Origin of the sequence: Streptomyces flaveus, from assembly GCF_014647675.1 — a bacterium.
Taxonomy (GTDB): domain Bacteria; phylum Actinomycetota; class Actinomycetes; order Streptomycetales; family Streptomycetaceae; genus Streptomyces; species Streptomyces flaveus.
This window is the reverse complement of sequence record NZ_BMPQ01000007.1, coordinates 113,421-135,319: the sequence shown is the minus strand read 5'-3', so window position 1 is coordinate 135,319 and position 21,899 is coordinate 113,421. Positions and strand designations below refer to the sequence as shown.

Sequence of the window (21,899 nt, the reverse complement as noted above, 5' to 3'; positions counted from 1 at the left end):
GTGCCGGTGGACCGGGACCTGTCGGTCCAGGCGCCTCAAGCGGCGAACATCTCCGCCTCGTGCCCCATCACCGCGATGCGGCGGCCTTTCATGTCACCGACCTGTGCGACGGCCTCCGCCCACTCGGCGCTCGCGAGGGCCTTCTTCAGGTCCTCCGGGGAGTCGAAGCTGAGCACGGAGATCCCGTCCCAGCCTTCGGAGCGCGGCTCCAGCGCGGCGTCGATCTCGGTGTGCCGCCAGGCACGCAGTCCGGGCAGGCGGTAGGTCAGCTCCGCGTGGTCGCCGCGCCACCACTCGATGAACTGCTCGTGCGTCCACTCCGGCGGCCGAGCTGCCAGCAGGACGAGGTTGTACATGACGGTCCTCCGTACGCGGTCGGGTGAAGATGTGCGGTCAGTCGAAGCGGATCTCGGACGAGCGGCCGATCAGCAGGCGCTGCAGCCGGCCCTCTCCGTTCACCCGCCCGGCGGCGACAAAGCTCGCCTCGGGGACACCTGCGCGTCGTACCTCTCCCAGAAAGAGCTCGTCCTGGCCGAGCGTGGTCGCCGACAGCCGATGGTGGGTGCGGGTGCCCCGCTCGCGCTGTTCGAGGTAGCCCACGAGGGCGGCGCGGTCCCCGGCGAAGTCGGTGGCGTTGCCGTCGCCGGTGGAGAACAGGATGGACAGCGAGAAGTCGTCACTGATCAGGTCGAGGATCCGGGACGGCTCGTCCCCGTCGAGGATCTCGAACCACGCGGTGAGGAAGGGGGCCGCGGTCGAGGTGTCGGTCATGTCCGGCTCCTTTCGTTCGCGGCCTGCCCGGACCAGTCGACGAGCTCGAAGGAAGTGGTGAAGAAGGACTGGTAGCGGGCCAGGAGTCCGTCGGGTGACACGACCGCGGCTGAGAGGAAGGAGCCGCAGTACCGCCCGCCCTCCGTCACCACTCCGTAGACGGTTTCGACGTCGCCGTCCCTGCTGTAGCGCAGGATCTCGTGCGCCCGGTCCACGGGATTGCGGCCCGCGATGTACGCGGCGAAGTCCTCCCTGGACTTGCCGATGACCTCCTTGCCCGGCAGGGCGATGAGGAAGCGGAAATCGGGTTCGAGCAGGTCCAGCGTCCGCTCCGGATGCCGGCTGTCCATGCTGGCCATGTAGTCACGCAACGCCATAGGAACCCTCTTCAGATCAACCTGAGCCAAGTTCAATTCAGTTTGGATGGTAATCCCGCGGAAACAGGCCTGGCAATAGTGCGTCACGAAGCTTCCGCGGCGGTAGCGCGGCGCCGGAAACGGGGCACGACAAAGCCCCCTGACGAATGTCCGCCAGGGGGCAGGAAAACTTACGGGAAGCCGACAGCGGCCGCTCAGGGCATCACGTGGCGACCATCCGCACGCAGGCACCCTCGATCAGTTCGCTGACCTCCGACAGCGGCGTCGGCCCTGACGGCCGGTACCACCGCCAGACGCTCACGATCAGGCCGAGCACGCTCGATCCCAGCAGTTGCGCGTCCCGCAACGGGAACGCGCCCTGGGACATGCCCCGCACCAGCAGGTTCGTCCAGTCCCGCTCGACGAGCTGGACCAGCTGACGGGCCGCGACGCGCTCGGCCTCCTCCCGCTTGGACTTGCGCGGGCCGGAGAGCAGGTCCATGTGGTTCTGCAGGATGCGCATCTGCAGAACTTCCTGGTCGGAGACGTCGTACGCCGCACGTACGGCGGCCCGGAGCGCCTCCACCGGCTCCGCGGCGTCCGCGGTGGCCTCCGTGAACTTGTCGTGGGAACGCTGCAACTCGAGCCGCATGATGGTGAGCAGACAGTGGGTCTTGGACTCGAAGTAGTGGTACAGCGCGGTCTGCCCGATACCGACCCTCTCCGCCACGGTGGACCACTTGGTGGCCTCGAAGCCGGTCTCCCCGAAGCAGTCGACGGCGGCCGCCAGGATGGCGGCGCGCTTGGACCTGGGTCCCGCTTCCGGTTCAACGATCTTTGTCCCCATGATCCGCCTGTCTCCTGGCTGCCGCCCATCTGGTCCTACCCGAGAGTAGCCCCAAGCTGAACTCAGTTGCCAATCGACTTCAGGTCACACACGCTCGAGCACGGTCGCGTTGGCCATGCCACCGCCCTCGCACATCGTCTGCAGACCATGGCGTCCGCCGGTCCTGCGCAGCTGATGGACGAGCGTCGTCATGAGCCGGGCACCGGTGGCGCCGAGCGGATGCCCGAGCGCGATGGCCCCGCCGAAGGCGTTGACCCGCTCCGGGGCGGCGCCGAGTTCCTTCTGCCAGGCGAGGACGACGGAGGCGAAGGCCTCGTTGATCTCGACCAGGTCGATCTCGCCGATCGACAGCCCGGCCTTGTCCAGGACCTTCTCGGTGGCGGGAATCGGACCCGTGAGCATGTGGATCGGATCGGAGCCGACCACGGCCATGGTGTGCACGCGCGCGAGCGGGGTCAGACCGTGACGGCGCACCGCCTCCTCGGAGGCGATCAGCAGGGCGGCTGCGCCGTCGGAGATCTGGCTGGAGACAGCGGCGGTCAGCCGGCCGTCCTCGGTGAGGGTCTTCAGGCCGGCCATCTTCTCGAGGGTGGTGTCGGCGCGCGGGCCCTCGTCGGCGGTGAGCCCGAAGGCCGGGGTGATCTCGTCGTCGAAGGCGCCGTCGGCCTGGGCGGCGAGGGCCCGCTGGTGGCTGGTGAGCGCGAACCGCTCCATGTCCGTACGGGAGATGCCCCACTTCTCGGCGATCAGCTCGGCCCCGCGGAACTGCGAGACCTCCTGGTCACCGAAGCGCTCGCGCCAGCCGTCCCCCGCGAACGGGCTGCCCATGCCGGCCTGCTCGCCGACGAACATCGGGCTGGCGATGGGCACCAGGCTCATCACCTCCACACCGCCGGCGACCACCAGGTCGGCGGCGCCGGAGCCGACCGCCTGGGCGGCGAAGTGCACGGCCTGCTGGGAGGAACCGCACTGGCGGTCGATGGTGGTGCCGGGGACGTGCTGCGGCAGCCCCGCCGACAGCCAGGCCGTGCGGGCGATATTCCCGGTCTGTGCGCCGAGCTGGCTGACGCACCCGAAGTACACGTCGTCGACGGCGCCCGGGTCGGCCCCGGTGCGCTCCAGCAGGGCGCGCAGCACATGGGCGCCGAGGTCGGCGGGGTGCACGCCGCTGAGCGTGCCCTTGCGGCGGCCGACGGGGGTGCGGACGGCTCCGACGATGAATGCTTCCGACACGGTGGGCTCCAGGGGGTTTCGGGTACGGGTTCAGCTGCTGGGCGGGACGCGCGTGAAGTCGGGCGCCCGCTTGCCGAGGAAGGCGGCTACGCCCTCACGGCCCGCGTCGGAGGCGGCCGCGGCGGCGAGCGCACGGGCCTCGCGGTCCAGGTGGGGACCGAGGTCCGCGGTCAGCCCGGCGGCGACGAGGCGACGGGTGGCCCCGAAGGCGGCGGTGGGTCCACCGCGCAGGGCCTCTGCCGTGCGCACGGCCTCGGCGGCCAGTCGGTCTTGGGCGACGACGCGGCTCACCAGTCCGATGTCCGCGGCTTCCGCCGCCGGTATCCGACGGTTCGTCAGCAGCAGGTCCAGGGCTCGCTTGTGGCCGACCAGGCGGGGCAGGAACCAGCTGACTCCGGCGTCCGGTGAGTAACCGATACCGGTGTACGCGGCGGTGAACGAGGCGTTGTCGGCGGCGAGGGTGACATCGGCGGCCGCGGCCAGACCGATGCCCGCGCCCGCGACGGCTCCCTGCACGGCGGCCACCACGGGCGCGTCGCCCGCGGCGAACGTACGCAGGGCGTCGTGCAGCGCGTCGGTCACCGCGGTGAGGTGCTTCTCCAGTGCCTCGCCGGACAGGCGCGAGAACTCCCTGAGGTCACCCCCGACGCAGAAGGACTTCCCCTCGCCGGTGAGCAGCACGGCCCGTACGGCCTCACGTGCGCAGATCCGTGCCGCGTCCAGCAGTCCGCGCGCCGTGTCCAGATCGATGGCGTTGCCCGCCTCGCCCCGGCGCAGGGTGATGCGGGCAAGGCCGTCGTCGTCGATCTCGATGCCGACACTCATCGCTCCGGCCGTCATCGCGCCGTCCATCCGCCGTCGACGGTCAGCACCTGTCCTGTGCAGTACGAGGAGGCGTCCGAGGCGAGGAACAGCAGCGCGCCGTCGAGTTCGTGGCCGTCGCCGCCGCGCCCCAGCAGGGTGTTGCGCTCGACCCAGCGGCTGGAGCGCTCGTCGCCGAAGAGGTCGGCGGTCATCTCGGTGCGGAACCAGCCCGGGGCGAGCGCGTTGACACGTATGCCGCTGCGACCCCACTGCCCGGCCAACTCCCGGGTCAGGCCGATCAGTCCGGCCTTGGACGCCGAGTAACTCGCGCCGCCGAGGGGGGCGGCGGTCACCAGACCGAGGATGGAGGAGACGTTGATGATGCTCCTGCCGCCCGTGTCACCGGGTGCCTCGGCGGTGAGGCGGGCCAGGTGGTAGGGCGCGGTGAGGTTGACGCCGAGGACGTCGGCGAAGGCATCCGGCGATTCGTCCTCGGCGCGGGTCTCGCCGGAGGTGGCCGCGTTGTTGACCAGGATGTCGAGACGGCCGGTGGCGGCCAGCGCGGTCTCGGCCAGCCGCGTACGGTCGGCGGCGAGCGAGACGTCGCAGGCGACGGGGTGGATGCGGGCGTCGGAGTCGGCTAGTTCCTTCAGCCGGTCGATGCGGCGGGCCGCGGCGAACACGGTGGCGCCGGCCTGCGCGAGGACTGCGGCGAAGCGTGCGCCGAGCCCGGCGGAGGCGCCGGTGACAAGGGCTGTCCGGCCCTGGAGCGAGAACAGCTCGGCGGTCGACTGCGGCGCGCTCACTCGTCCACTCCGATCGGCAGGGCGGTCGCGCCGCCGTCGAGCACGAGGGTCTGGCCGGTCATCCAGGAGGAGGCGTCACAGGCCAGGAACAGCGCCGCGTTCGCCACGTCCTCCACCGTGCCGAGGCGCCGCAGCGGCAGCTTGGCGGTGAGGATCGGCTCGCGCACCTCCCACACCGCCCGCGCCAGCTCGGTCTTGATCAGACCGGGAGCGATGGCGTTCACCCGCGCACGCGGGCCGAGTTCGTAGGCGAGCTGCCGGGTCATGTGCAGCATGGCGGCCTTGGTGGCGTTGTAGTAGCCGATGTGCGGGTCGACGATCAGCCCGCCCACGGAGGCGATGTTGACCACCGCTCCCCCGTGCTCGGCCATCCAGGCACGCCACGCGCAGCGGGTCCAGGCGATCATGCCGTACTGGTTGACGCGTACGGTCTTCTCCGCGCGGGGCAGGTCCAGGTCGAGCAGGTCGCCGTGGTACGGGTTGGTCGCCGCGTTGTTGACGAGGACGTCGACCCGGCCGAAGCGGGACATGGTCTCGTCGACGCAGGCCTCGGCCTGCTCGGGTTCGCCGGCGTTGGCCACCACCGTGTGCACGTCGCCGTCGCCCTTGACGCGGAGCAACTCCTCGCGTGCCTCTGCGAGTCCGGCCGCCTTGCGGGCCGCGATCACCACATGCGCGCCGGCCGCCCGGTAGGAGGTTGCGATGCCGAGGCCGATGCCGCGGGATCCACCGGTGATGACGGCGACCTTGCCGTCGAGGGTGTTGGCGCTCACGCTGCTCCTGCCTTCGTGTCGGTCGTCCGGTGCTCGCTCTTCGGGCCGGTCTTGCGGTACTTGGCGAGTTCCTGGCGGGCCACCGTCCGCAGATGCACCTCGTCGGGGCCGTCGGCGATGCGCAGCGCACGCGTGATCGCGTACAGCCGCGCCAGTACGGTGTCGTCGCTGACCCCCGCCGCGCCGTGCGCCTGCACCGCGCGGTCGACCACCTTGTGGGCGACCTCCAGCGCCGCGACCTTGATCGCGGCGACCTCCATGCGTGCGGCGGCGTTGCCGACCGTGTCCATCAGCCAGGCGGACTTGAGGACGAGGAGGCGCAGTTGCTCGATCTCGATGCGGCTGCGGGCGATCCACTCACGCACCACGCCCTGGTCGGCGAGCGGCCCGCCGAAGGCGGTGCGTTCGGTGACGCGCTCGCACATCAGCTGCAGGGCGCGCTCGGCGAAGCCCACGGCGCGCATCGCGTAATGCATCCGTCCGGGGCCGAGCCGTCCCTGGGCGAGCGCGAAGCCCTCCCCCTCGCCCCTGAGGATGTTCTCCACCGGCACGCGGACGTCCTCGAAGAGCACGTCACCGTGTCCCAGCCGGTCGGTGTAGCCGAACATCGGCAGGTCGCGCAGCACCGTGACGCCCGGGGTGTCCCGGGGGATGAGCAGCATGCTCTGCTGCCGGTAGGTGGGCGCGTCCGGGTCGGTCTTGCCCATCAGGATGATCAGCTTGCAGTCGGGGTCGAGGATCCCGGAGGTGTACCACTTGCGGCCGTTGACGACGTAGCTGTCGCCGTCGCGGGTGATACGGGTCCGGATGTTGCGGGCGTCGGAACTGGCGACCTCCGGCTCGGTCATGGCGAAGCAGGAGCGGATCTCCGCGTCCAGCAGGGGCCGCAGCCAGCGTTCCTGCTGCTCGGGCGTGCCGAACAGCGCGAGCAGTTCCATGTTGCCGGTGTCGGGCGCCGAGCAGTTGAACACCTCGGGGCCGATGATGGAGCGGCCCGCCAGCTCGGCGAGCGGCGCGTATTCGAGGTTGGTGAGCCCCGCGCCCCAGTCGCCGTGCGCCATGAAGAGGTTCCACAGACCCTCGGCGCGCGCCTTCTCCTTCAGCTCGGTCATCACGGGCGGCAGCGCGTGCGGGTCGTCCCCTTCGGCGAGCTGCCGGTCGTAGACCGCTTCGGCGGGGAAGACATGCTGCTCCATGAACGACCGCATGCGGTCCTGGAGTTCACTCGCCCGTGGCGAGAATCCGAAATCCACGATTGCTCCTGTCCGGGGTGCCGGGGTGCGGGGTGCCGGGGTTCGTGTGGTCGGTCCGGATCAGCCGAGGATGTCGCGTGCCGTGCGGATCATCGCGGCGATGGTCGGCGGCAGTCGCTCCTGGTCCGGGTCGTGGTGCTTGCCCTCGCGGTGCCGGCGCAGGTTGTGGCCCATGATCGCGGCCATCTTCATGCGGCCGAGCGCCCGGAACCAGTCCATCGCGGGCAGCGCGGGCCGACCGTCGAGGTAGGCGTCCAGCAGTTCGGCCTCGCTGGGCAGACCGGGCACGGCGTGCCCCAGCTGGGGAAAGTTGCGGTGGTCGGCGAAGAGCAGGAACCAGCCGAGGTCGATGCGCGGGTCGCCGACGCTCCAGATCTCCCAGTCGACGACCGCCATCGCGCGCTCACCGTCACACAGCACGTTGCCGAGCCGGAAGTCCCCGTGCAGCAGAACCGGTGGCATGCCGCCGGGCACGTCGGCAGCGAGGCGAGCCAGCAACTCCTCGCCGCCCGGCCGGAGTTCCGGTGGTACGGCGTGCAGGGTGCGGCTCCACCGCTCCAACTCACCGGCCGCGTCGAGCGGTTCCGGTGCGTCGAGCCCGGGCGTCCGGGTGTCGGTGGCGTGCAGCCGCCGCAGCACGGAGGCGATCTCCAGCATGCGCGCGCGGGCCGTGGCGGCGGGCACCTCGGGCTCGTCGAGTACGGGCTCGACGGCCTCGCCGACCGCGAAGTCCATGGCGAACCACGCCGGCTGGGTCTCGTCGACGGCCACGACCCCCGGTACCGGGACCTGCTCCACGGCCCCGGCCAGCGCGCCCAGCACGCGCGCCTGACGCAGCACGTCGTTGCGTCCGACGGGCCGCTGCCCCGGAGGCACTGCCTTGACGACGTACCTGTGATCCCCGGCCGTGACGGAGTACGTGAGCCCCGAGTGGCCGCCCGGCAGCACCGTCAACTCGCCGATCGGGGCGCCCGGATGGCGGCGGGCGAGCCGGTCGCGGACGCGGACGGACAGCTCCGGCACCTGGGTGGCCGTGCTCATCGGACGTGCTCCTTACTCATCGGACCGGCTCCCTGGGCAGGCCGAGCACGCGTTCGGCGAGGATGTTGTGCTGGATCTCGTCGGTGCCGCCCGCGATGCTGTAGCCGGGGGCGCCGAGCAGGTGCTCCGTCCAGGCGTAGGTGCCCCACTCCCCTGTGTCCGCGACCAGGCCGGCCCCCAGCAGCTCGGAGACCAGATCGCTGGTGCGCCGCATGGTCTCGGTGGCGTAGAGCTTGCCGACCGAGGCTTCCGCGCCGGGCTCGCGTCCGGCCACGAGGGCCGCGGTCACCCGCAGTCCCATGAGCCGCTGGACGAGGGTGCGGATGTGGAGGTCGGCGGCCCGCTGCTGTTCGCTGCCGGTGAGCGGACGGGGCAGGTTCCCGGCCAGTTCCAGCGCCCGGTCGGCGTTGTCAAGGCCGAGGTTGCCGGAGTCGAGCCGCTCGGCGGCCAGCACACTGAGCGTGACCCGCCAGCCCTCGCCGACCGGCCCGAGCCGGTCGGTGTCGGGCACCACCACGCCGTCGAGGTAGACCTCGTTGAAGCTGGTGCCGCCGGTCATCTGCTGGATGGGCCGTACGGTCACGCCCGGCGCGTCCATGCGCACCAGGAAGACGGTGATGCCGGCGTGCTTGCGTACGTCCGGATCGGTGCGGCACACCGCGACACCCCAGGTCGCGACGCGAGCTCCGGAGGTCCACACCTTGTGCCCGGTCAGCACCCAGTTGTCGCCGTCGCGCACGGCCCTGGTCCGCACCGCGGCGAGGTCGGATCCTGCCTCGGTCTCCGAGAACAGCTGACAGGCCAGCTCGTCGGTGCGCAGCATGGGCCGCAGCCAGCGCTCCTTCTGCTCCTCGGTGCCCCAGATGCCGATCGCGGGGGCGACGAGCTGCTGCGTCACCGGGAAGACCTCGGTGCGGTGCGGCACGTCGAAGGCCGCCTCTTCGGTGCGGTAGAGCTGCTCGTAGTACGCGGGCAGTCCACGTCCCCCGTACGCCTCCTGCCAGTTGAGCGCCCCCCACCCCTGGTCGTAGCGGGTGCGTTCCCACTCCTGGATGCGGGCGGTGTGCTCGCTCTCCTGCTCCTCGGTCCAGTTCTCGAACACGGCGACGGAGTCGGAGCCGCTGCCCCATTCCTCGTCGGCGGCGCGGGGCCTGGCGACCGTGGCGAGCCACTGCTGGGCCTGGGTGCGGAACTCCTCGGGCTCCGGGACAGCGCCGGCTTCCGGGATATCGCTCATGTCTTCTTCCACCTCCGATCGGCGGGACGTTCAACGGGGACGTTCGTTCAGCGGGACAGCACCGTGCAGGCGCTCACGCCCGGGGCGCCGTACACATGGGTGAAGCCGACCCTGGGCTCGCCCGGGACCTGGCGTTCGCCGGCCCGACCGCGCAGCTGCTGGACGATCTCGTAGACCTGGCGCAGCCCCGAAGCGCCGATGGGTTCGCCGTTGGCGATGCAGCCGCCGTCGGTGTTGACCGGCAGCGTTCCGCCGATCTCGGTGACACCGGAGGCGATCAGCCGCTCCTGCTCGCCGTCCTCGCAGAACCCGCACTCGGCCATGTGCATGACCTCGGCGCCGCTCTCGGTGTCCTGCAGCTGGCAGACATCGACGTCGCCGGGGCCGATCCCGGCTTCCTCGAAGGCGGCGGCCGAGGCATCACGGCTGACGCTGGTCAGCTGACCACCGGGGATCCAGGGGCTGAAGACTTCGAACGAGCCGAAACGCCGGGTGCGTACGGCCGCCGAGCGCAAGGCGACCGGCGGGCCGTCCAGGCTGCGCGCGGCTTCGGGCGAGCAGAGCACCAGCGCGGCCGCGCCTGCTCCCGGGGAGCAGAACATGTAGCGCGTCAGCGGATCGCTGACCATGCCGGATTCGAGGACCTCCTCGGCCGACACCGGCTTGCGCCGCCATGCCTCAGGGGTCAGACCGCCGTTGCGGTACGCCTTCTCGGCGACCAGGGCGAGAGTGCGGGGCGTGATTCCGTGGTCGTACATGTAGCGCTGGATCTTCATGCCGAAGAACTGGGTTGTCACCATCAGCCCGTCGCTGCCGTACTCCGCTCCCAGCCCCCAGTCCTCCGGCCGCGGGTCGAAGGCGCCGCGCGGGTGTTTGTCGAAGCCGACCGCGAGGACGACGTCCGCCATTCCGGAGCGGATCGCGTTCACGGCGGAGACCAGCGCGCTGCCGCCGGTGGCGCAGCCGTTCTTGACGTTGATGAACGGCACCCCGGTCAGGCCGAGTTGGGCCACCAGCGTGTCGGCGAGGCCGGCGCTGTCACTGCCGCCGAACGCGGCCCGCACCCGCGACCACTCGATCCCGGCGTCCGCCAACGCGGCGTTCACCGCACCGACGGCCAGTTGCCGACCGCTCGCCTCCGACCGGCCGAACGGGGTGCGCCCGGCGCCGCAGATCAGTACGTCGGTACTCATGAGCCCTCCTCGCCGGGTGTCGTGGGCCTGGCCCGCGGGACGCCGTGGCCCGCGGTCACGGTGAGGGGCATGCCGATGCGGACGTCGTCGAGGTCGTCGACCTCGAGTACGGCGGCCACCCGCACGCCTTCCACCAGCTCGACGTAACCGAGCGCGAACGGCACGAAGCCGCCGGGCGGGGCCTGATAGGGCGGGGACTTGGGGGCGTACCGCTGCACCGTCCAGGTCCACAGCCTGCCCGTGCCCTGGAGGACCGCCGGCTCGGCCGGTCCCCCGCAGCGCGGGCACGCGTCCTCCGCGGGGTAGGCCGTCACCGCGCAGCCGGAGCAGCATGAGCCCTGGAGCCCGACGGCGACGGTCGGACTCCGCGGATCCGTGGCCATCCGGATCAGCGCCCCGTCCACTTGGGTTCACGCTTCTCCAGGAACGCCGACACACCTTCGTTCGCGTCCTCGGAGTTGAGGGCCACGCCCACGGCGAGGTGCTCCATCACCATCAGCGACTGGGTGTCGGCGTCCAGGCTGCGGTCGATCGTCATCTTCGTCAGCCACATCATGAAGGGGCTCTTGTCGATGAGGTCCCCGATGAAGTCATCGACCGTCTCGTCCAGCTTGTCGGCCGGGGCGGATTTGTTGATCAGTCCGAACTCGACGGCCTCGATGCCGGAGAGGAGCTTGCCGGTGAGCATCAGCTCCTTGGTCTTGCGGATGCCGATCATGCGCGGCACCCGGTAGATCGGGCCGGCCCCGCCGAACAGCGCGCGGCGGATGTGGAAGTCGCCGATCTTGGCGTCGTCCGCGGAGATGGCGAAGTCGCAGGAGATCATGATCTCGAAGCCGCCGGCGGTGACGTGGCCCTCCAGGACCGCGACCGAGGGGGTCTTCATCGAGTAGAGGCGGTCGCACACCTTCGCGGACTTCACGGCGACATCGATCGCGTTCGACTTGCCGACGTACTCGGCCTTCAGGCTGTCGAGGTCGAAGCCCGAGCAGAAGGTGCCGCCGCGACCGCGGACCACCAGGACTCGCAGCTCGGGGTCTTCGTCGACCTCGGTGATGATCTCGTCGAGCCGGTTCAGGATCGGAACCGTGACGCAGTTCTTCTTCCACGGGCGGTTGAGCCACACACGGGCCACGTGGCCGTCACGCTCGAACTGGATCTCGTCTTCCACTGCCATGCTGCTCACCCTTCCAAACTGAACTGAATTCACTCCGAGTTTGGAAGCACCGAGGGACCCTGTCAACCCTTTGATCGAGACAAGTTCGAAGGATGTCGCCGTCCGGCAACTCGCAGCAGACAGTTCTACAGGGTGATCGAACCGAATCTGGTTCAAATCGCTTCCTGATGAGCATACCTACTTCGGTTCAATCCCTGAACCGACGCGCAGGCCCCAGAAGCCGCCGGGCCCTCGCCACCTACCTGCTCGCCCCGGCGGTCAAGCGGTCAACCGTCCAGGACTTGCTGAAGGCGCACGCGTTGGCGTGAGCGGGCAGGGAGCCGTTGCACAAAGGCGGATCGCCGACGAGGTCAGGAAGCCGGGCAGTGCCCCCGCCACGAGGCCAAACTCTGCTCTGGAGCGGCTCAGCGCTTCGGCTCGATGTTGGCGTTGAGGCGGAAGAGGTTTGCGGGGTCGTATGTCGCCTTGGCCGCCGAGAGCCGTTCGTAGTTGACGCCGTAGCCCTCACGCATGAGCTGTTCCCCCTCCTCGAGGAAGCCGGGGAAGTTGAGGTAGACACCCCCGGAGGAGTACGTGCGCAGGTCGGCGAAGGTGTCTCGCACCCAAGTCACGTTCTCCGCCGAGTCGGCATCGTCCCCCCAGTTTCCCTCGATGCCGAGCAGGTACGCCGCACCGCGGTTGGCGAAGGCAGTCTCCTCCTCGCCCACACGTGCCATCGCGCCGCCCTGAAACCAGACGTCGATGGTCGACGCCCTCGACGGCGCCGTAGCAGCGTGTTGCACCAGACACTCGATCAACTCGTCGCTGAGCTCGGGCGCGTTCACGGACTTCCAGTAGTAGCGCCCGCCATCCGGGTAGTCGTCGTTCAGAACTGCCTGCGCCTCCAGGTATGTGGTGGCGCTGCTGAGGTCACAGATCGGCTCGGCGATTTCCCGGAGCGGCTGCAGGGCTCGCTCGCCCTCCGCGGGGCTGTCGGGGGACAGCGCCAGGAGCGCCACGTAGGGCTCTCCGTGCCACTCCGCCGGGAACTCTTCGGCTTCCGGCACCCGGCCGAACACCGCGATCGGACCCACCTGATCGGGTGCCGCCGACAGGTACCGCTCGCAGGACCGCAGCACCTCTCCGGCACGGTCCGCGGGGTAGAACACGAAGCAGAAGAACACCTCGGGTCCGATGGGATGCAGGCGGTACTCGAAGGACGTCACGACCCCGAAGTTGCCGCCGCCGCCGCGGATCGCCCAGAAGAGGTCCTTGTTCTCGCTCGCGTCGGCGGCAACCAGTGTCCCATCGGCGGTAACCACCTTCGCGGATACGAGGTTGTCGCAGCTCAGCCCGTACTTGCGCCGAAGCCAGCCCATCCCGCCCGACAAGGTGAGTCCGGCGATCCCGGTCGCCGACACCACCCCCGTAGGAGTGGCAAGCCCATGCCGTTGGGTCGCGCGGTCGAGGTCTCCCAGCCTGCAGCCACCCTGCGCACGAGCTGTGAGTCCCTCGGGGTCGACATCGACCGCCATCATCTCGGACAGATCGATGACCACTCCACCGTCGCAGAGCGCGTGGCCGGCGACGCCGTGCCCGCCTCCGCGTACCGCGAGCGGCAGTTCGTTGTCGCGGGCGAAGCTCACTGCGGCGATCACATCCTCGTCACCGTCGCACCGCGCCACCAGTGCGGGGTGCCTGTCGATCATGCCGTTCCAGATCTCTCGTGCCGGCTCGTAGCCCGGGTCCCCCGGCCGGATGAGCTGCCCCCGAAACCTCGAAGCGAGCTCCTCCACGAGGGAGCCCGGAATGCCGGCCTCCGTGCCGCGCCGCCCTTCGTCCCTGCTCACTGGCGGGCCGTCGCTGTGGCTGTGCCTCTCACTCATGGCAACCTCCCAGGCTTTTCAGCATCACCCCCAGCGGGCCGAGACGCGATCCGATCTCGCTGCGCGCCCTGTGGCTCTTTGCTGAGGGCATCGGTCGGGGAGATGACCTCGCGCGCGGGCTGCGCCGCAAGGATCCGGGGACCGCGAGCTACCGCAGGCAGACCTCCGCAGTCTGTGGGACGGTGTCGATATGGCGCGCCTCGTCATGCCGCCGCGCCTGGTGCCGAGCCCGGGCGAGCCAGTTCGCTCGGTGACGGCGAAAGCGCCGGGCGCCTGCACGTGGACCGCGCCGAGCAGCAGGCCGGCGACCTCGACGTGCAGCGGCAGCACGAGGACGGTGCAGCAGCACCACGAGGACGGGCGCAGCAGCACCACGAGACTGCACAGGCGTGGGCAGAATCAGGTGTCCCGGAGGCTGAGAATGGGCGAGATGATCAATGTCGACGGCACCGAGTTCTGGGTCGAGCGCCGGGGCCGGGGGCCCGACGTCCTGCTCGTCGCTGGGCTCAGCGATCCCGCCGAAGCATGGCAGTCGCAGCTCGACGGGCTCTCGGATCGCTACCGGGTCACCGCCTTCGACAACCGTGGCGCCGGACGTACGCCGCTGCCCGAGGAACCGCTCTCGGTACCCATGATGGCCGACGACGCCGCCGCGCTACTGCGCGCGCTCCAGGTCCCGGCCGCCCACGTCGCCGGATTCTCGGGAGGCAGCCTCATCGCCCAGGAGCTGGCGCTCAACCATCCCGGGCTCGTCCGCAGCCTCGTCCTCATGAGCACGTGGGCCCGCCTCGACGCCTATGTGCGCTCGATGATGGGCTTCTGGCACTGGATGGCCGAGCGTGCCCCGAGCGAGCGTGCCATGCTCGAGGCGTTCTTCCTGTGGATCTATACACCGCGCGCACACGCCGACGGCACGGTCGACCAGATCATCGAGGAGGCGCTGGCCTTCCCGCACCCGCAGTCGGTCGAAGCCTTTCAGCGCCAGCTCGCCCCGTTCAGAACCCACGACACACTCGACCGCCTGGCAGAGATCACCGCACCGACGCTCGTCCTGGCCGGCGAGCTCGACATCGCCGCACCACCGCGCCTCGGGCGCGCGGTCGCCGAGGGGATCCCAGGCGCCGTGTTCGAAGTACTGCCCGGGGAGGCCCATCAGCCCTTCCAGGAGGTCCCGGACCTGTTCAACGCCCGCGTCGACGCGTTCTGGCGTGAGGTCGAGGCACAAGGCTGAACGACAAGGCTGAGGACCACTCAGGCGGCCGCTGACGTGGCCGACCGGTCGCTGATCCCCCGTCCTCGTCTCTGTCGGCGAGGAGGTCGGACTCATGCGGCGCGGGCGGGTTCCGGCCATGCGAGCCTATGCAGCCGCCCTGGCCTTGAAGCACATGGCGGTCGTCCGTGACGACCTGCACTGCACCTCGGTCGCGTCAGCGCCACCGACTCCATGCCGCCGGTAAGCCGGCCGCCGGATGTCCGGCGACCGGATCACTCATACGGTGCGGTCGTGCGGTGCGGTCATGCGGTGCGATCGTGCGGTGCGATCGCACCAACCGTCAGTCGCCTCAGCCCAGTTGGTCCGCCCAGCGCTCTGCCATCATCATGACCGTGGTGTTGGTCGGCACGGCCGGGATGTCCGGCATGGTGGAGGCGTCGACGACGTACAGTGCGTCGACCCCGTGCACCTTGCCGGCCTGGTCGACCACCGCGGCCGGGGTGCCCTCCCCGCCCATCGCACACGTGCCCACCGCGTGGCAGTAGGTGTTCTTGCCCTGGAGGACGGCTCGTGCGAGGTCGGCGTCCGTGGTCGCCTCGGGCCCGGGCCACGTCTCGGCACGGACGTACTTCTCCAGTGGTCCCGAGCCCATGATCTCCCGGATCTGCCGGATGCCGGCCACCATGCGCCGCAGATCGTCGGGGTGGTCGAACAGACCCAACCGGATCCTCGGGTCGGCCTCAGGAGCGCGTGAGGTGATCTCCACGCTGCCCAACGAGTACGGGCGGACCACGGCGAGAGGCACCAGCATCACCCCGGGCTCCATGGTGAACGGCAGCGCGTGCAGGTCGACTTCGCCCTGTCCGGCTGCCCCGGCCGAGGAGAACGCCAGGGCGGTCTGCAACGGCGGCATGAGTTCACCGACCGCCTCCTCGTCCACGGCGTAGGTGAGGTAGACCATGGGGTGGTCACGGAGGTTGCAGCCCACGCCTTCCAGGCACTGGACCGTGGGGATGGACAGCCTGTCGAGCAGCCGCCGCGGGCCGATGCCCGAGCGCATCAGGATCGCCGGGCTGCCGATGGCTCCGGCGGACAGGACGACCAGGTCGGCTTCGAGAACGGTGCCGTCAGCGAGGATCACCGCTCGGGCCGTCCCGTCCTCGGTGAACTCCACGCGGTCAACGGTCTGTTCGCCTAATACGGTCAGGTTCTCTCGGTGGCGGGCCGGGCCGAGGTAGGCGATGGCCGAGCTCTGCCGGATGCCGTTCTTGCGGTTGAAGGGGATCGGGCCCGCGCCACGCTTGCGGACGCCGTTGATGTCCTCGTGGACGGGGTGGCCGGCCTGCGCGCAGGCTTCCAGGAACGCGGACATGACCGGGCGCAGCCCGTTGCCTTCGGTGAAGCGCTCGATGTGTACGGGTCCACCGGTGCCGTGCAGTTCTCCGCCGACCGGATCGTCCTCCAGCTTCTTCAGATACGGCAGGACGTGGTCCCAGGACCAGCGGTCATTGCCCAGTCCGGTCCAGCGGGCGAAGTCCTCGGGCGTGGGCCGCAGGGCGTTGGCGCCGTTGACGGACGAGGAGCCGCCGATGACCTTGCCGCGCAGAACGGGCAGGATGCCCTGCTCGACGATCCCGAACATCGGAATGCTGTCGGCATCGGCAACGTGGTCGGCCGACTCATAGCCCCAGTCGTGGGTGGTGAACCCGAACTGGTTGGCGTCGAGCAGCTCGGGGGCGGTCTCCTCCGGGGTGCGGTAGTCGGGGCCGGCCTCGACGAGCGTGACGGTGTTCGCGGGGTCCTCGCTGAGCCGGGCGGCCAGGACACCACCGGCGGAACCTCCGCCGCACACCACTATGCGACGCGCCATGCTTACCTCTTTCTCTTCTTTGAGACCAAGGATTGGACGAAGGGGACGTACGAGACGTGAGACGTGACGAGACAGGAGATGTACGAGATCCAGGACGTGACCGAGACCGAGGAATCGACAGGCGGGCGTCGCGGCTCAGTCGGTCAGCGGCGCGCCCGACAGGGCGATCGCCTTGGGCTCGAGGTAGTCGTCGAGGCCTTCGTGGCCGTTCTCGCGGCCGATGCCGGACTTCTTGCTGCCGCCGAAGGGGGCATTGATGTCGAGGGTGTAGCTGTTGATGCTGAAGGTTCCGGTGCGTACGCGGCGAGCAATGCGGAGGGCGGCTTCCTCGTCCTGGGTCCAGACGGTTCCGGAGAGCCCGTACGGGGAGTCGTTGGCCAGCTCGACGGCATGGTCGGGGCCGTCGTGCGGGATGGCGACGACGACCGGGCCGAAGATCTCCTCCTGCGCGATCCGCATGTCGTTGGTGACGTCGGTGAACAGGGTGGGTTCCAGGTACCAGCCGGTGGCCAGGCCCGCAGGGCGGCCGCCGCCGCAGGCGACGGTGGCGCCTTCCTTCCGGCCGAGGGCGATGTACTCCTCGACACGCGCCCGGTGCGCTTCGGTGATCATCGGTCCGATCACGGTCGCGGGGTCGGCCGGGTCACCGATGGGCAGGGAGCTCATGTGACGGGCCAAGGCGTCGGTGAACTCTGCGTAGCGGGAGCGCGGCAGCAGGATGCGGGTCTGAGCGGTGCAGATCTCGCCCTGCATGAAGGCGACGCCGCAGCCCACGAGAGCCGGGACGACGGCGTCGATGTCGGCGTCGTCCAGCACGATCGCCGCCGATTTCCCGCCCAGTTCCAAGGTCACACGGCGGATGTCGCGGCCGCAGGCCTCGGCGATACGGGAGCCGACGGCGGTGCTTCCCGTGAAGCTGACCTTGTCCACACCCGGGTGGGCGACCACGTACTCGCTCTCCACGGCATCGGCAGCGAACACGCTGATGACGCCCTCGGGAACGGCCGATTCGGCCACGGCCTCGGCGAAGACATGGCAGGCGAGGGGGTCCTGCACCGGCACCTTGACGATGACCGTGCAGCCGGCCATGAGGGCGGCGGCGATCTTCTGGGTGGTCAGCGGGAGCGGGCCGTTCCAGGCGGGAATGGCCACGACGACGCCGACGGGTTCGCGGACGACCAGGGTGCGGGTCGGTCCGTTGACCCGCACCTCCTCGAAGACGTATCCCTCGGCCAACTCCGCGTAGAAGCGTAGGTAGTTGGAGGGGGCTATGGCGAAGTATCCCTCGGCGAAGCCGCGCGGGCAGCCGGTCTCGGCCATGGCCAGACCGGCGAGTTCGGCCGCGCGCGTGTCGAGGCGGTCGGCCAGGTCGCGCAGGGCCGCGGCACGCTGCTGAACGCTCCACCTCGGCCAGGGGCCGGCGTCGAACGCCTGCCGGGCCGCGGCCACGGCGGCGTCGATGTCCGCCGTCGAGGCCAGGGGGACGTGGCCGATGACCTCCTCGGTGCTGGGTGAGACGACCTGCGCGACGCGGTCGGTGGAGGGGTCCGTGAGCCGGCCTCCGATGAGGATGCGGTCGTATTGGTGTGCCATGCGGGGACTGCCTCTCTGGGGAAGCGCGGAAGTGCCGCGGAGGAGAAGGTGTGCTCGGCTCAGACGGCACGCGAGGGCACAGGCATCGCCCGGAGCTCATGCGGTGCGGTCAGAAGTGCGGGACATCAGTCGACCGGCCCGAGAGATGACGTCCGTCTCCGGTGAACGACGTCCGGGCTCCAACGTGCGGCGTCCAGCCTCCGGCAGCCAACGTCCGGACTCCAACGCGGGAAGTCCAGCCTCCCGCGGCCAACGTCCGGGCTCAAACATGCGACGTCCGGCCTCCCGCGGTCGCCGTCCGGTCTCCGTCGACGGCTCACTCTTTGGTGCGCCCCTACGAGGCCGCGGCCGTCGACGCCGTTGATGCCGTTGATGCCGTTGATGCCGTTGATGCCGTTGATGCGATCGAGGCGATCGATGTCATCGAGGCGCATCACGCCGGCATGGCCGATGCCGCAGGCGCAGACCTCGGGCGGGAGCACCACCGGCCGCCCGGCCCACTGACGGATCGCCGCCCACGCGCGGATCGTCACAGCAGCCTCGCGGCGACGGCCTCCGCCGCCGCGCGCCCTTCCGCGACGGCGTGCGCGACACGGCGCGGCACGACGCAATCGCCGATCGCGCGAACGGTCTGGTGGGCGGCAGGGGCGAAGTCGGGACGGCGGGGCCGGCGTTCGCCGACGGTGACCAGGACGTCGGCGGCGAGGTGCGTCTCCTGACCGTCCAGGACATGGCGCAGGCGTACACCGTCTGTAGTCGTCGAGGTCACGGTGCTCATCGCGACGACGCGCAGGGGCGCACCCGTGAGCCGGTTCATCAACTGGGTGCGGTTCTCCGGCGACAGGCCCGTCGCGAAACCGGTGCCGGGAGTGATGACCGTGACCTCGCGGGCGCCGGCCGCCAGCGCGCTCTCCACGGCGCTGATGCCCTGCCACCACCCGAAGCCGTCGTCGAGGACGGCGACGCCGGACGCTTCCGGTACGACGTCCGAGTACCGGCTCAGGAAGTCCGTACTGGTGAGTGTCAGAAGCTCGCCCGGCACGTGGACGGACTCTTCCGCCGCGCCGGTGGCGAGCACGATCTGGGCGTACGCCGCCAGGTCGTCCGGCGCCGGGGAGGTGCCCAGCCGCACCCGCACGCCGAGGTCGGCGAGCTGATCGCGCTGGTAGTCGACGAACTTCTGCCAGCCGGAGCGGTGCGGGGCGAGGGAGGCGAGGCGTGCCTGGCCGCCGGCTCGACGAGCCGTGTCGAAGAGCGTCACCTCGGCGCCGGAACGGGCAAGCGCCATCGCGCACTCCATGCCGGCGGGGCCCGCTCCGAGCACGGCGACAGGGCCGCCGCGGGCACCCCGCCGGGTAAGCAGCAGCGGGATGGCCGGGCGGGCGGCTGCTCCCGGCGGGCCGAGTTCGGGGTTCACCGAGCACGATCCGGTGGGCTCGAAGGTACGGCAGCCCTCGTTGCAGCCCGTGCAGGGGCGTACGGATCGCTCGTCGCCCGCGATCACCTTGCGGGCGAAGTCGGGGTCGGCCATGAACGGCCGGGCCATCCCGACCAGATCGGCCCCCGAGTCCAGCGCCCGCTCGATGTCCGCGACCGACCGGAATCCCTGACTGACCAGGAGCGGCACCGCGACTGCCGAGCGGATACGGGCCACGGACTCCAGCAGCGGCGGGCGGGTGGTGGCCATACCGGGAACGTAGGTGTTGCGGACGCCGGTGGTGACGTTGACGTACGCGATGGGCGCGGCGGCGCACAGGCGGGGCAGCAGCTCGATCAGGTCGTCCAGGCCGAGTCCGGATTCCTCGCCGGGCTCCACCGACACCCGTAAGCCGATGGGGAGTTGACCGATCTCGGTACGGATGGCGTCGATCACCTGGGCCGGCAGGGCGATGCGGTCGCCATACTCGTCGTCCCGGGTGTTGTTGACCCTGGAGAGAAACTGGGCGAGCAGATAGCCGTGGCCGGCGTGCAGTTCCACGCCGTGAAAACCGGCCTGCACACTGTTCGCCGCGGAGATACGGAAGGCGTCGACGACACCACGTACCTCTTCGGTGCTCAGCGGGTGCGGCGTGGTCGCCTCGCGGGGCGAGCGGACGGCCGCGGCCGAGACCGGCGCGTAGAACGTGCCGGCGCCGAGAGTCTCCCGGCCGAGGTGGACGAGCTGCGCGACGGCCACGGCGCCCCCGTCGGTGATGGCCTCTGCGCGGCGGCGTACCGCGTCCTTGATCTCGGGGCGCCACGCTTCGGTCAGGTAGCGCTGCGGCAGCGTCGACTCGGGGGCCACGGCGGTGCCTCCGGTGATCACCATGCCGGCGCCGCCCTCGGCCAGCCGCCGCCAGTAGGCCGCGTCGGTCTCGGTGGGGGCGCCGTCGGTGACGGCGGCGGTGGCGTGTGCGGTGGCGACAAGGCGGTTGCGGAGGGTGAGACCGCAGAGCGTGAACGGTGCGGCCAGGGATGGTGCGGCGAGGGCGCGTGGGGTGCGTGGCGTCATGCGGCTCTCTTCGTCTGTGCTCTTCGCCGGTCTTCGTCTGTCCTCTTCGCTGGTCGCTGTCTGTCCCCCTCGCCGGTCTCCGTCTGTCCTCTTCGCCGGTACGTGTTCATCCTCTTCGCCTGGTCAGGCGGCCGAACGGGTGGCGAGACCGATGAGTTCGGCGAGCCGGACCCGGTGCCGGTCCGTCGTGCCGAACAGGACCTCGCCGCTGCGTGCGCGGCGCACGTACAGATGAGCCGGGTGCTCCCAGGTGAAGCCGATTCCGCCGTGCAGTTGGACGTATTCGGCCGTCGCCAGGCGAAAGGTCTCGGAACAGACCACGGCGGCCGCGCAGGCGGCCACCGGCAGCTGCGGCGAGGCGGCGGCGGTGCAGGCAGTCGCGTACGCGGACGCCGAGCGGGCCGCCTCCAGCGCGACCAGCACGTCGGCCAGCCGGTGCTTGACGGCCTGGAAGGAACCGATGGGCCGCCCGAACTGGTGGCGCTGCGCGGCGAATTCGACCGTGGCGTCCAACGCGTGCCCGCTGCCGCCGACCTGTTCGGCCGCCAGCGCGGCCCGCCCGGTGTCGAGCGTCGCCGAGACGGCGGCTTCGGTGCCCTCCGCCGTACCCACGGTGGTGGCCGGGGCCCCTCGGAACTCCACCAGCGCCTGACGGCGCGTCTCGTCCAGGACACGTCGCGGAGTCCGATGGCAGGAGTCCGGTGCGGGCTCACAGGCGAACAGCCGCGGCCCGGCGGGAGTTTGAGCTCGTACCAGGATCAGGTCCGCGCCGGCCCCGTCGAGTACAAAGTCCGCCCGGCCGCGCAGCACCCAGCCCGAGCCTCCCTGCTCGGCGGTGACGTCGATGCTGTCGGGGTCGTCGGCGTCGAACCCGGCCACCGTCGCCGTGAGTGTGCCGTCGGCGATCCGCGGCAGATGGCGCTCGCATGCCGCGCGGTCGCCGCTGTGCAGCAGGGCGGGGGCGGCGAGGGCCACCGTGGGCAGCAGCGGCGCGCAGTACAGGGCGCGCCCTGATTCCTCCAGGGCCACGGCCAGTTCGGCGAACGTGAAACCCGAGCCGCCGTACTCCTCGGGAACGGCCAGCCCGTGGACGCCGATCTCACCCGCGAGACGCGTCCAGAGCACTTCGTCGTATCCGCGCGGAGTGGCCAGATGCTTGCGGACGTCCTCGGGGCCGCTCGCCTCGGTGTAGAAGTCCCGCAGAACGGTGCGCAGTTGCCGCTGTTCTTCGGTTTCGGACAGCAGCTGGGGGTCGATCTCGGGGTGGCGACGGTGCATGGGGTCCCCCTCGTGCTCGTGTGCCGGAGAGCTGAGAGCCGAGAACTCAGAGCCGTAAAACAGATCTATAAACTGAACTCAATTCGAGAACTTAGGCA

21 protein-coding genes are annotated in these 21,899 nt (G+C 70.3%); 1 reads left to right on the top strand and 20 read right to left on the bottom strand.

Annotation, left to right across the window (positions count from 1 at the left end):
* Window positions 1-35: 35 nt before the first annotated feature.
* The 15 genes from IEZ21_RS16705 to IEZ21_RS16635 form a co-directional block, all read right to left on the bottom strand.
* On the bottom strand, window positions 36-356 hold the full coding sequence (locus IEZ21_RS16705) for an EthD family reductase (protein WP_165338439.1): 321 nt from the start codon (window positions 354-356) through the stop codon (window positions 36-38).
* Between the two features lie 37 nt (window positions 357-393).
* The gene (locus IEZ21_RS16700) at window positions 394-771 is read right to left on the bottom strand and encodes a hypothetical protein (protein ID WP_165338440.1); all 378 of its coding nucleotides are present in this window, start codon (window positions 769-771) and stop codon (window positions 394-396) included.
* Window positions 768-1,148 (bottom strand): nuclear transport factor 2 family protein, encoded by a 381-nt coding sequence (locus tag IEZ21_RS16695; protein ID WP_189322683.1) that lies wholly within the window; start codon window positions 1,146-1,148, stop codon window positions 768-770. Before IEZ21_RS16695 ends, IEZ21_RS16700 begins: the two co-directional genes overlap by 4 nt.
* A gap of 202 nt (window positions 1,149-1,350) precedes the next feature.
* On the bottom strand, window positions 1,351-1,974 hold the full coding sequence (locus IEZ21_RS16690; protein ID WP_165338442.1) for a TetR/AcrR family transcriptional regulator: 624 nt from the start codon (window positions 1,972-1,974) through the stop codon (window positions 1,351-1,353).
* 84 nt (window positions 1,975-2,058) lie between these two features.
* Window positions 2,059-3,207 carry an acetyl-CoA C-acetyltransferase gene (locus tag IEZ21_RS16685; RefSeq protein ID WP_189322682.1) on the bottom strand — a complete coding sequence of 383 codons (1,149 nt, stop codon included), beginning with the start codon at window positions 3,205-3,207 and terminating at the stop codon, window positions 2,059-2,061.
* Between the two features lie 30 nt (window positions 3,208-3,237).
* Window positions 3,238-4,047 carry an enoyl-CoA hydratase/isomerase family protein gene (locus IEZ21_RS16680; protein WP_213089307.1) on the bottom strand — a complete coding sequence of 270 codons (810 nt, stop codon included), beginning with the start codon at window positions 4,045-4,047 and terminating at the stop codon, window positions 3,238-3,240.
* Window positions 4,044-4,817 (bottom strand): SDR family NAD(P)-dependent oxidoreductase, encoded by a 774-nt coding sequence (locus IEZ21_RS16675; RefSeq protein ID WP_189322681.1) that lies wholly within the window; start codon window positions 4,815-4,817, stop codon window positions 4,044-4,046. The genes IEZ21_RS16680 and IEZ21_RS16675 overlap by 4 nt, the downstream gene beginning before the upstream one ends.
* Complete coding sequence (locus IEZ21_RS16670) at window positions 4,814-5,590, bottom strand: SDR family oxidoreductase (RefSeq protein ID WP_189322680.1); 777 nt, start codon at window positions 5,588-5,590, stop codon at window positions 4,814-4,816. Before IEZ21_RS16670 ends, IEZ21_RS16675 begins: the two co-directional genes overlap by 4 nt.
* Entirely contained in the window at window positions 5,587-6,843 is a 1,257-nt protein-coding gene (locus IEZ21_RS16665; protein ID WP_189322679.1) for an acyl-CoA dehydrogenase family protein, read from the bottom strand. Before IEZ21_RS16665 ends, IEZ21_RS16670 begins: the two co-directional genes overlap by 4 nt.
* A 60-nt stretch (window positions 6,844-6,903) precedes the next feature.
* The gene (locus IEZ21_RS16660; RefSeq protein ID WP_189322678.1) at window positions 6,904-7,884 is read right to left on the bottom strand and encodes a phosphotransferase family protein; all 981 of its coding nucleotides are present in this window, start codon (window positions 7,882-7,884) and stop codon (window positions 6,904-6,906) included.
* A gap of 16 nt (window positions 7,885-7,900) precedes the next feature.
* A complete protein-coding gene (locus IEZ21_RS16655; RefSeq protein ID WP_189322677.1) occupies window positions 7,901-9,121 on the bottom strand; it encodes an acyl-CoA dehydrogenase family protein in 1,221 nt (406 codons plus the stop codon).
* Window positions 9,122-9,168: 47 nt separating this feature from the next.
* Window positions 9,169-10,314 carry a thiolase family protein gene (locus tag IEZ21_RS16650; RefSeq protein ID WP_189322676.1) on the bottom strand — a complete coding sequence of 382 codons (1,146 nt, stop codon included), beginning with the start codon at window positions 10,312-10,314 and terminating at the stop codon, window positions 9,169-9,171.
* Window positions 10,311-10,697 carry a Zn-ribbon domain-containing OB-fold protein gene (locus tag IEZ21_RS16645; protein WP_189322675.1) on the bottom strand — a complete coding sequence of 129 codons (387 nt, stop codon included), beginning with the start codon at window positions 10,695-10,697 and terminating at the stop codon, window positions 10,311-10,313. The genes IEZ21_RS16650 and IEZ21_RS16645 overlap by 4 nt, the downstream gene beginning before the upstream one ends.
* A 5-nt stretch (window positions 10,698-10,702) precedes the next feature.
* Window positions 10,703-11,491, bottom strand: coding sequence for an enoyl-CoA hydratase/isomerase family protein (locus tag IEZ21_RS16640; RefSeq protein WP_189322674.1), 789 nt, complete (start codon window positions 11,489-11,491; stop codon window positions 10,703-10,705).
* Between the two features lie 404 nt (window positions 11,492-11,895).
* Window positions 11,896-13,356, bottom strand: a complete 1,461-nt coding sequence (locus IEZ21_RS16635; RefSeq protein ID WP_246567811.1) for an FAD-binding oxidoreductase — start codon at window positions 13,354-13,356, stop codon at window positions 11,896-11,898.
* A gap of 430 nt (window positions 13,357-13,786) precedes the next feature.
* On the opposite strand from IEZ21_RS16635, the gene IEZ21_RS16630 reads away from it, so the two are divergent.
* On the top strand, window positions 13,787-14,587 hold the full coding sequence (locus IEZ21_RS16630) for an alpha/beta fold hydrolase (RefSeq protein ID WP_246567809.1): 801 nt from the start codon (window positions 13,787-13,789) through the stop codon (window positions 14,585-14,587).
* 331 nt (window positions 14,588-14,918) lie between these two features.
* Here the strand turns inward: IEZ21_RS16630 and IEZ21_RS16625 are convergent, their stop codons facing one another.
* The 5 genes from IEZ21_RS16625 to IEZ21_RS16605 form a co-directional block, all read right to left on the bottom strand.
* Window positions 14,919-16,439 carry a GMC family oxidoreductase gene (locus IEZ21_RS16625; RefSeq protein WP_189322672.1) on the bottom strand — a complete coding sequence of 507 codons (1,521 nt, stop codon included), beginning with the start codon at window positions 16,437-16,439 and terminating at the stop codon, window positions 14,919-14,921.
* A 135-nt stretch (window positions 16,440-16,574) separates the two neighbouring features.
* The gene (locus IEZ21_RS16620; RefSeq protein WP_189322671.1) at window positions 16,575-18,032 is read right to left on the bottom strand and encodes an aldehyde dehydrogenase; all 1,458 of its coding nucleotides are present in this window, start codon (window positions 18,030-18,032) and stop codon (window positions 16,575-16,577) included.
* A gap of 125 nt (window positions 18,033-18,157) precedes the next feature.
* Window positions 18,158-18,565: a hypothetical protein gene (locus IEZ21_RS16615; protein ID WP_189322670.1), complete on the bottom strand. Its 408-nt coding sequence runs from the start codon at window positions 18,563-18,565 to the stop codon at window positions 18,158-18,160.
* On the bottom strand, window positions 18,562-20,523 hold the full coding sequence (locus tag IEZ21_RS16610; RefSeq protein ID WP_189322669.1) for an oxidoreductase: 1,962 nt from the start codon (window positions 20,521-20,523) through the stop codon (window positions 18,562-18,564). The genes IEZ21_RS16615 and IEZ21_RS16610 overlap by 4 nt, the downstream gene beginning before the upstream one ends.
* Before the next feature lie 123 nt (window positions 20,524-20,646).
* Window positions 20,647-21,801, bottom strand: a complete 1,155-nt coding sequence (locus IEZ21_RS16605; protein ID WP_189322668.1) for an acyl-CoA dehydrogenase family protein — start codon at window positions 21,799-21,801, stop codon at window positions 20,647-20,649.
* Window positions 21,802-21,899: the final 98 nt, after the last annotated feature.

Bases quoted from the DNA above. Each gene is read 5' to 3' on its own strand.
- IEZ21_RS16705 (WP_165338439.1), bottom strand. From the start codon at position 356: ATGTACAACCTCGTCCTGCTGGCAGCTCGGCCGCCGGAGTGGACGCAC.
- IEZ21_RS16700 (WP_165338440.1), bottom strand. From the start codon at position 771: ATGACCGACACCTCGACCGCGGCCCCCTTCCTCACCGCGTGGTTCGAG.
- IEZ21_RS16695 (WP_189322683.1), bottom strand. From the start codon at position 1,148: ATGGCGTTGCGTGACTACATGGCCAGCATGGACAGCCGGCATCCGGAG.
- IEZ21_RS16690 (WP_165338442.1), bottom strand. From the start codon at position 1,974: ATGGGGACAAAGATCGTTGAACCGGAAGCGGGACCCAGGTCCAAGCGC.
- IEZ21_RS16680 (WP_213089307.1), bottom strand. From the start codon at position 4,047: ATGACGGCCGGAGCGATGAGTGTCGGCATCGAGATCGACGACGACGGC.
- IEZ21_RS16660 (WP_189322678.1), bottom strand. From the start codon at position 7,884: ATGAGCACGGCCACCCAGGTGCCGGAGCTGTCCGTCCGCGTCCGCGAC.
- IEZ21_RS16655 (WP_189322677.1), bottom strand. From the start codon at position 9,121: ATGAGCGATATCCCGGAAGCCGGCGCTGTCCCGGAGCCCGAGGAGTTC.
- IEZ21_RS16650 (WP_189322676.1), bottom strand. From the start codon at position 10,314: ATGAGTACCGACGTACTGATCTGCGGCGCCGGGCGCACCCCGTTCGGC.
- IEZ21_RS16645 (WP_189322675.1), bottom strand. From the start codon at position 10,697: ATGGCCACGGATCCGCGGAGTCCGACCGTCGCCGTCGGGCTCCAGGGC.
- IEZ21_RS16640 (WP_189322674.1), bottom strand. From the start codon at position 11,491: ATGGCAGTGGAAGACGAGATCCAGTTCGAGCGTGACGGCCACGTGGCC.
- IEZ21_RS16635 (WP_246567811.1), bottom strand. From the start codon at position 13,356: ATGAGTGAGAGGCACAGCCACAGCGACGGCCCGCCAGTGAGCAGGGAC.
- IEZ21_RS16630 (WP_246567809.1), top strand. From the start codon at position 13,787: ATGATCAATGTCGACGGCACCGAGTTCTGGGTCGAGCGCCGGGGCCGG.
- IEZ21_RS16625 (WP_189322672.1), bottom strand. From the start codon at position 16,439: ATGGCGCGTCGCATAGTGGTGTGCGGCGGAGGTTCCGCCGGTGGTGTC.
- IEZ21_RS16620 (WP_189322671.1), bottom strand. From the start codon at position 18,032: ATGGCACACCAATACGACCGCATCCTCATCGGAGGCCGGCTCACGGAC.
- IEZ21_RS16610 (WP_189322669.1), bottom strand. From the start codon at position 20,523: ATGACGCCACGCACCCCACGCGCCCTCGCCGCACCATCCCTGGCCGCA.
- IEZ21_RS16605 (WP_189322668.1), bottom strand. From the start codon at position 21,801: ATGCACCGTCGCCACCCCGAGATCGACCCCCAGCTGCTGTCCGAAACC.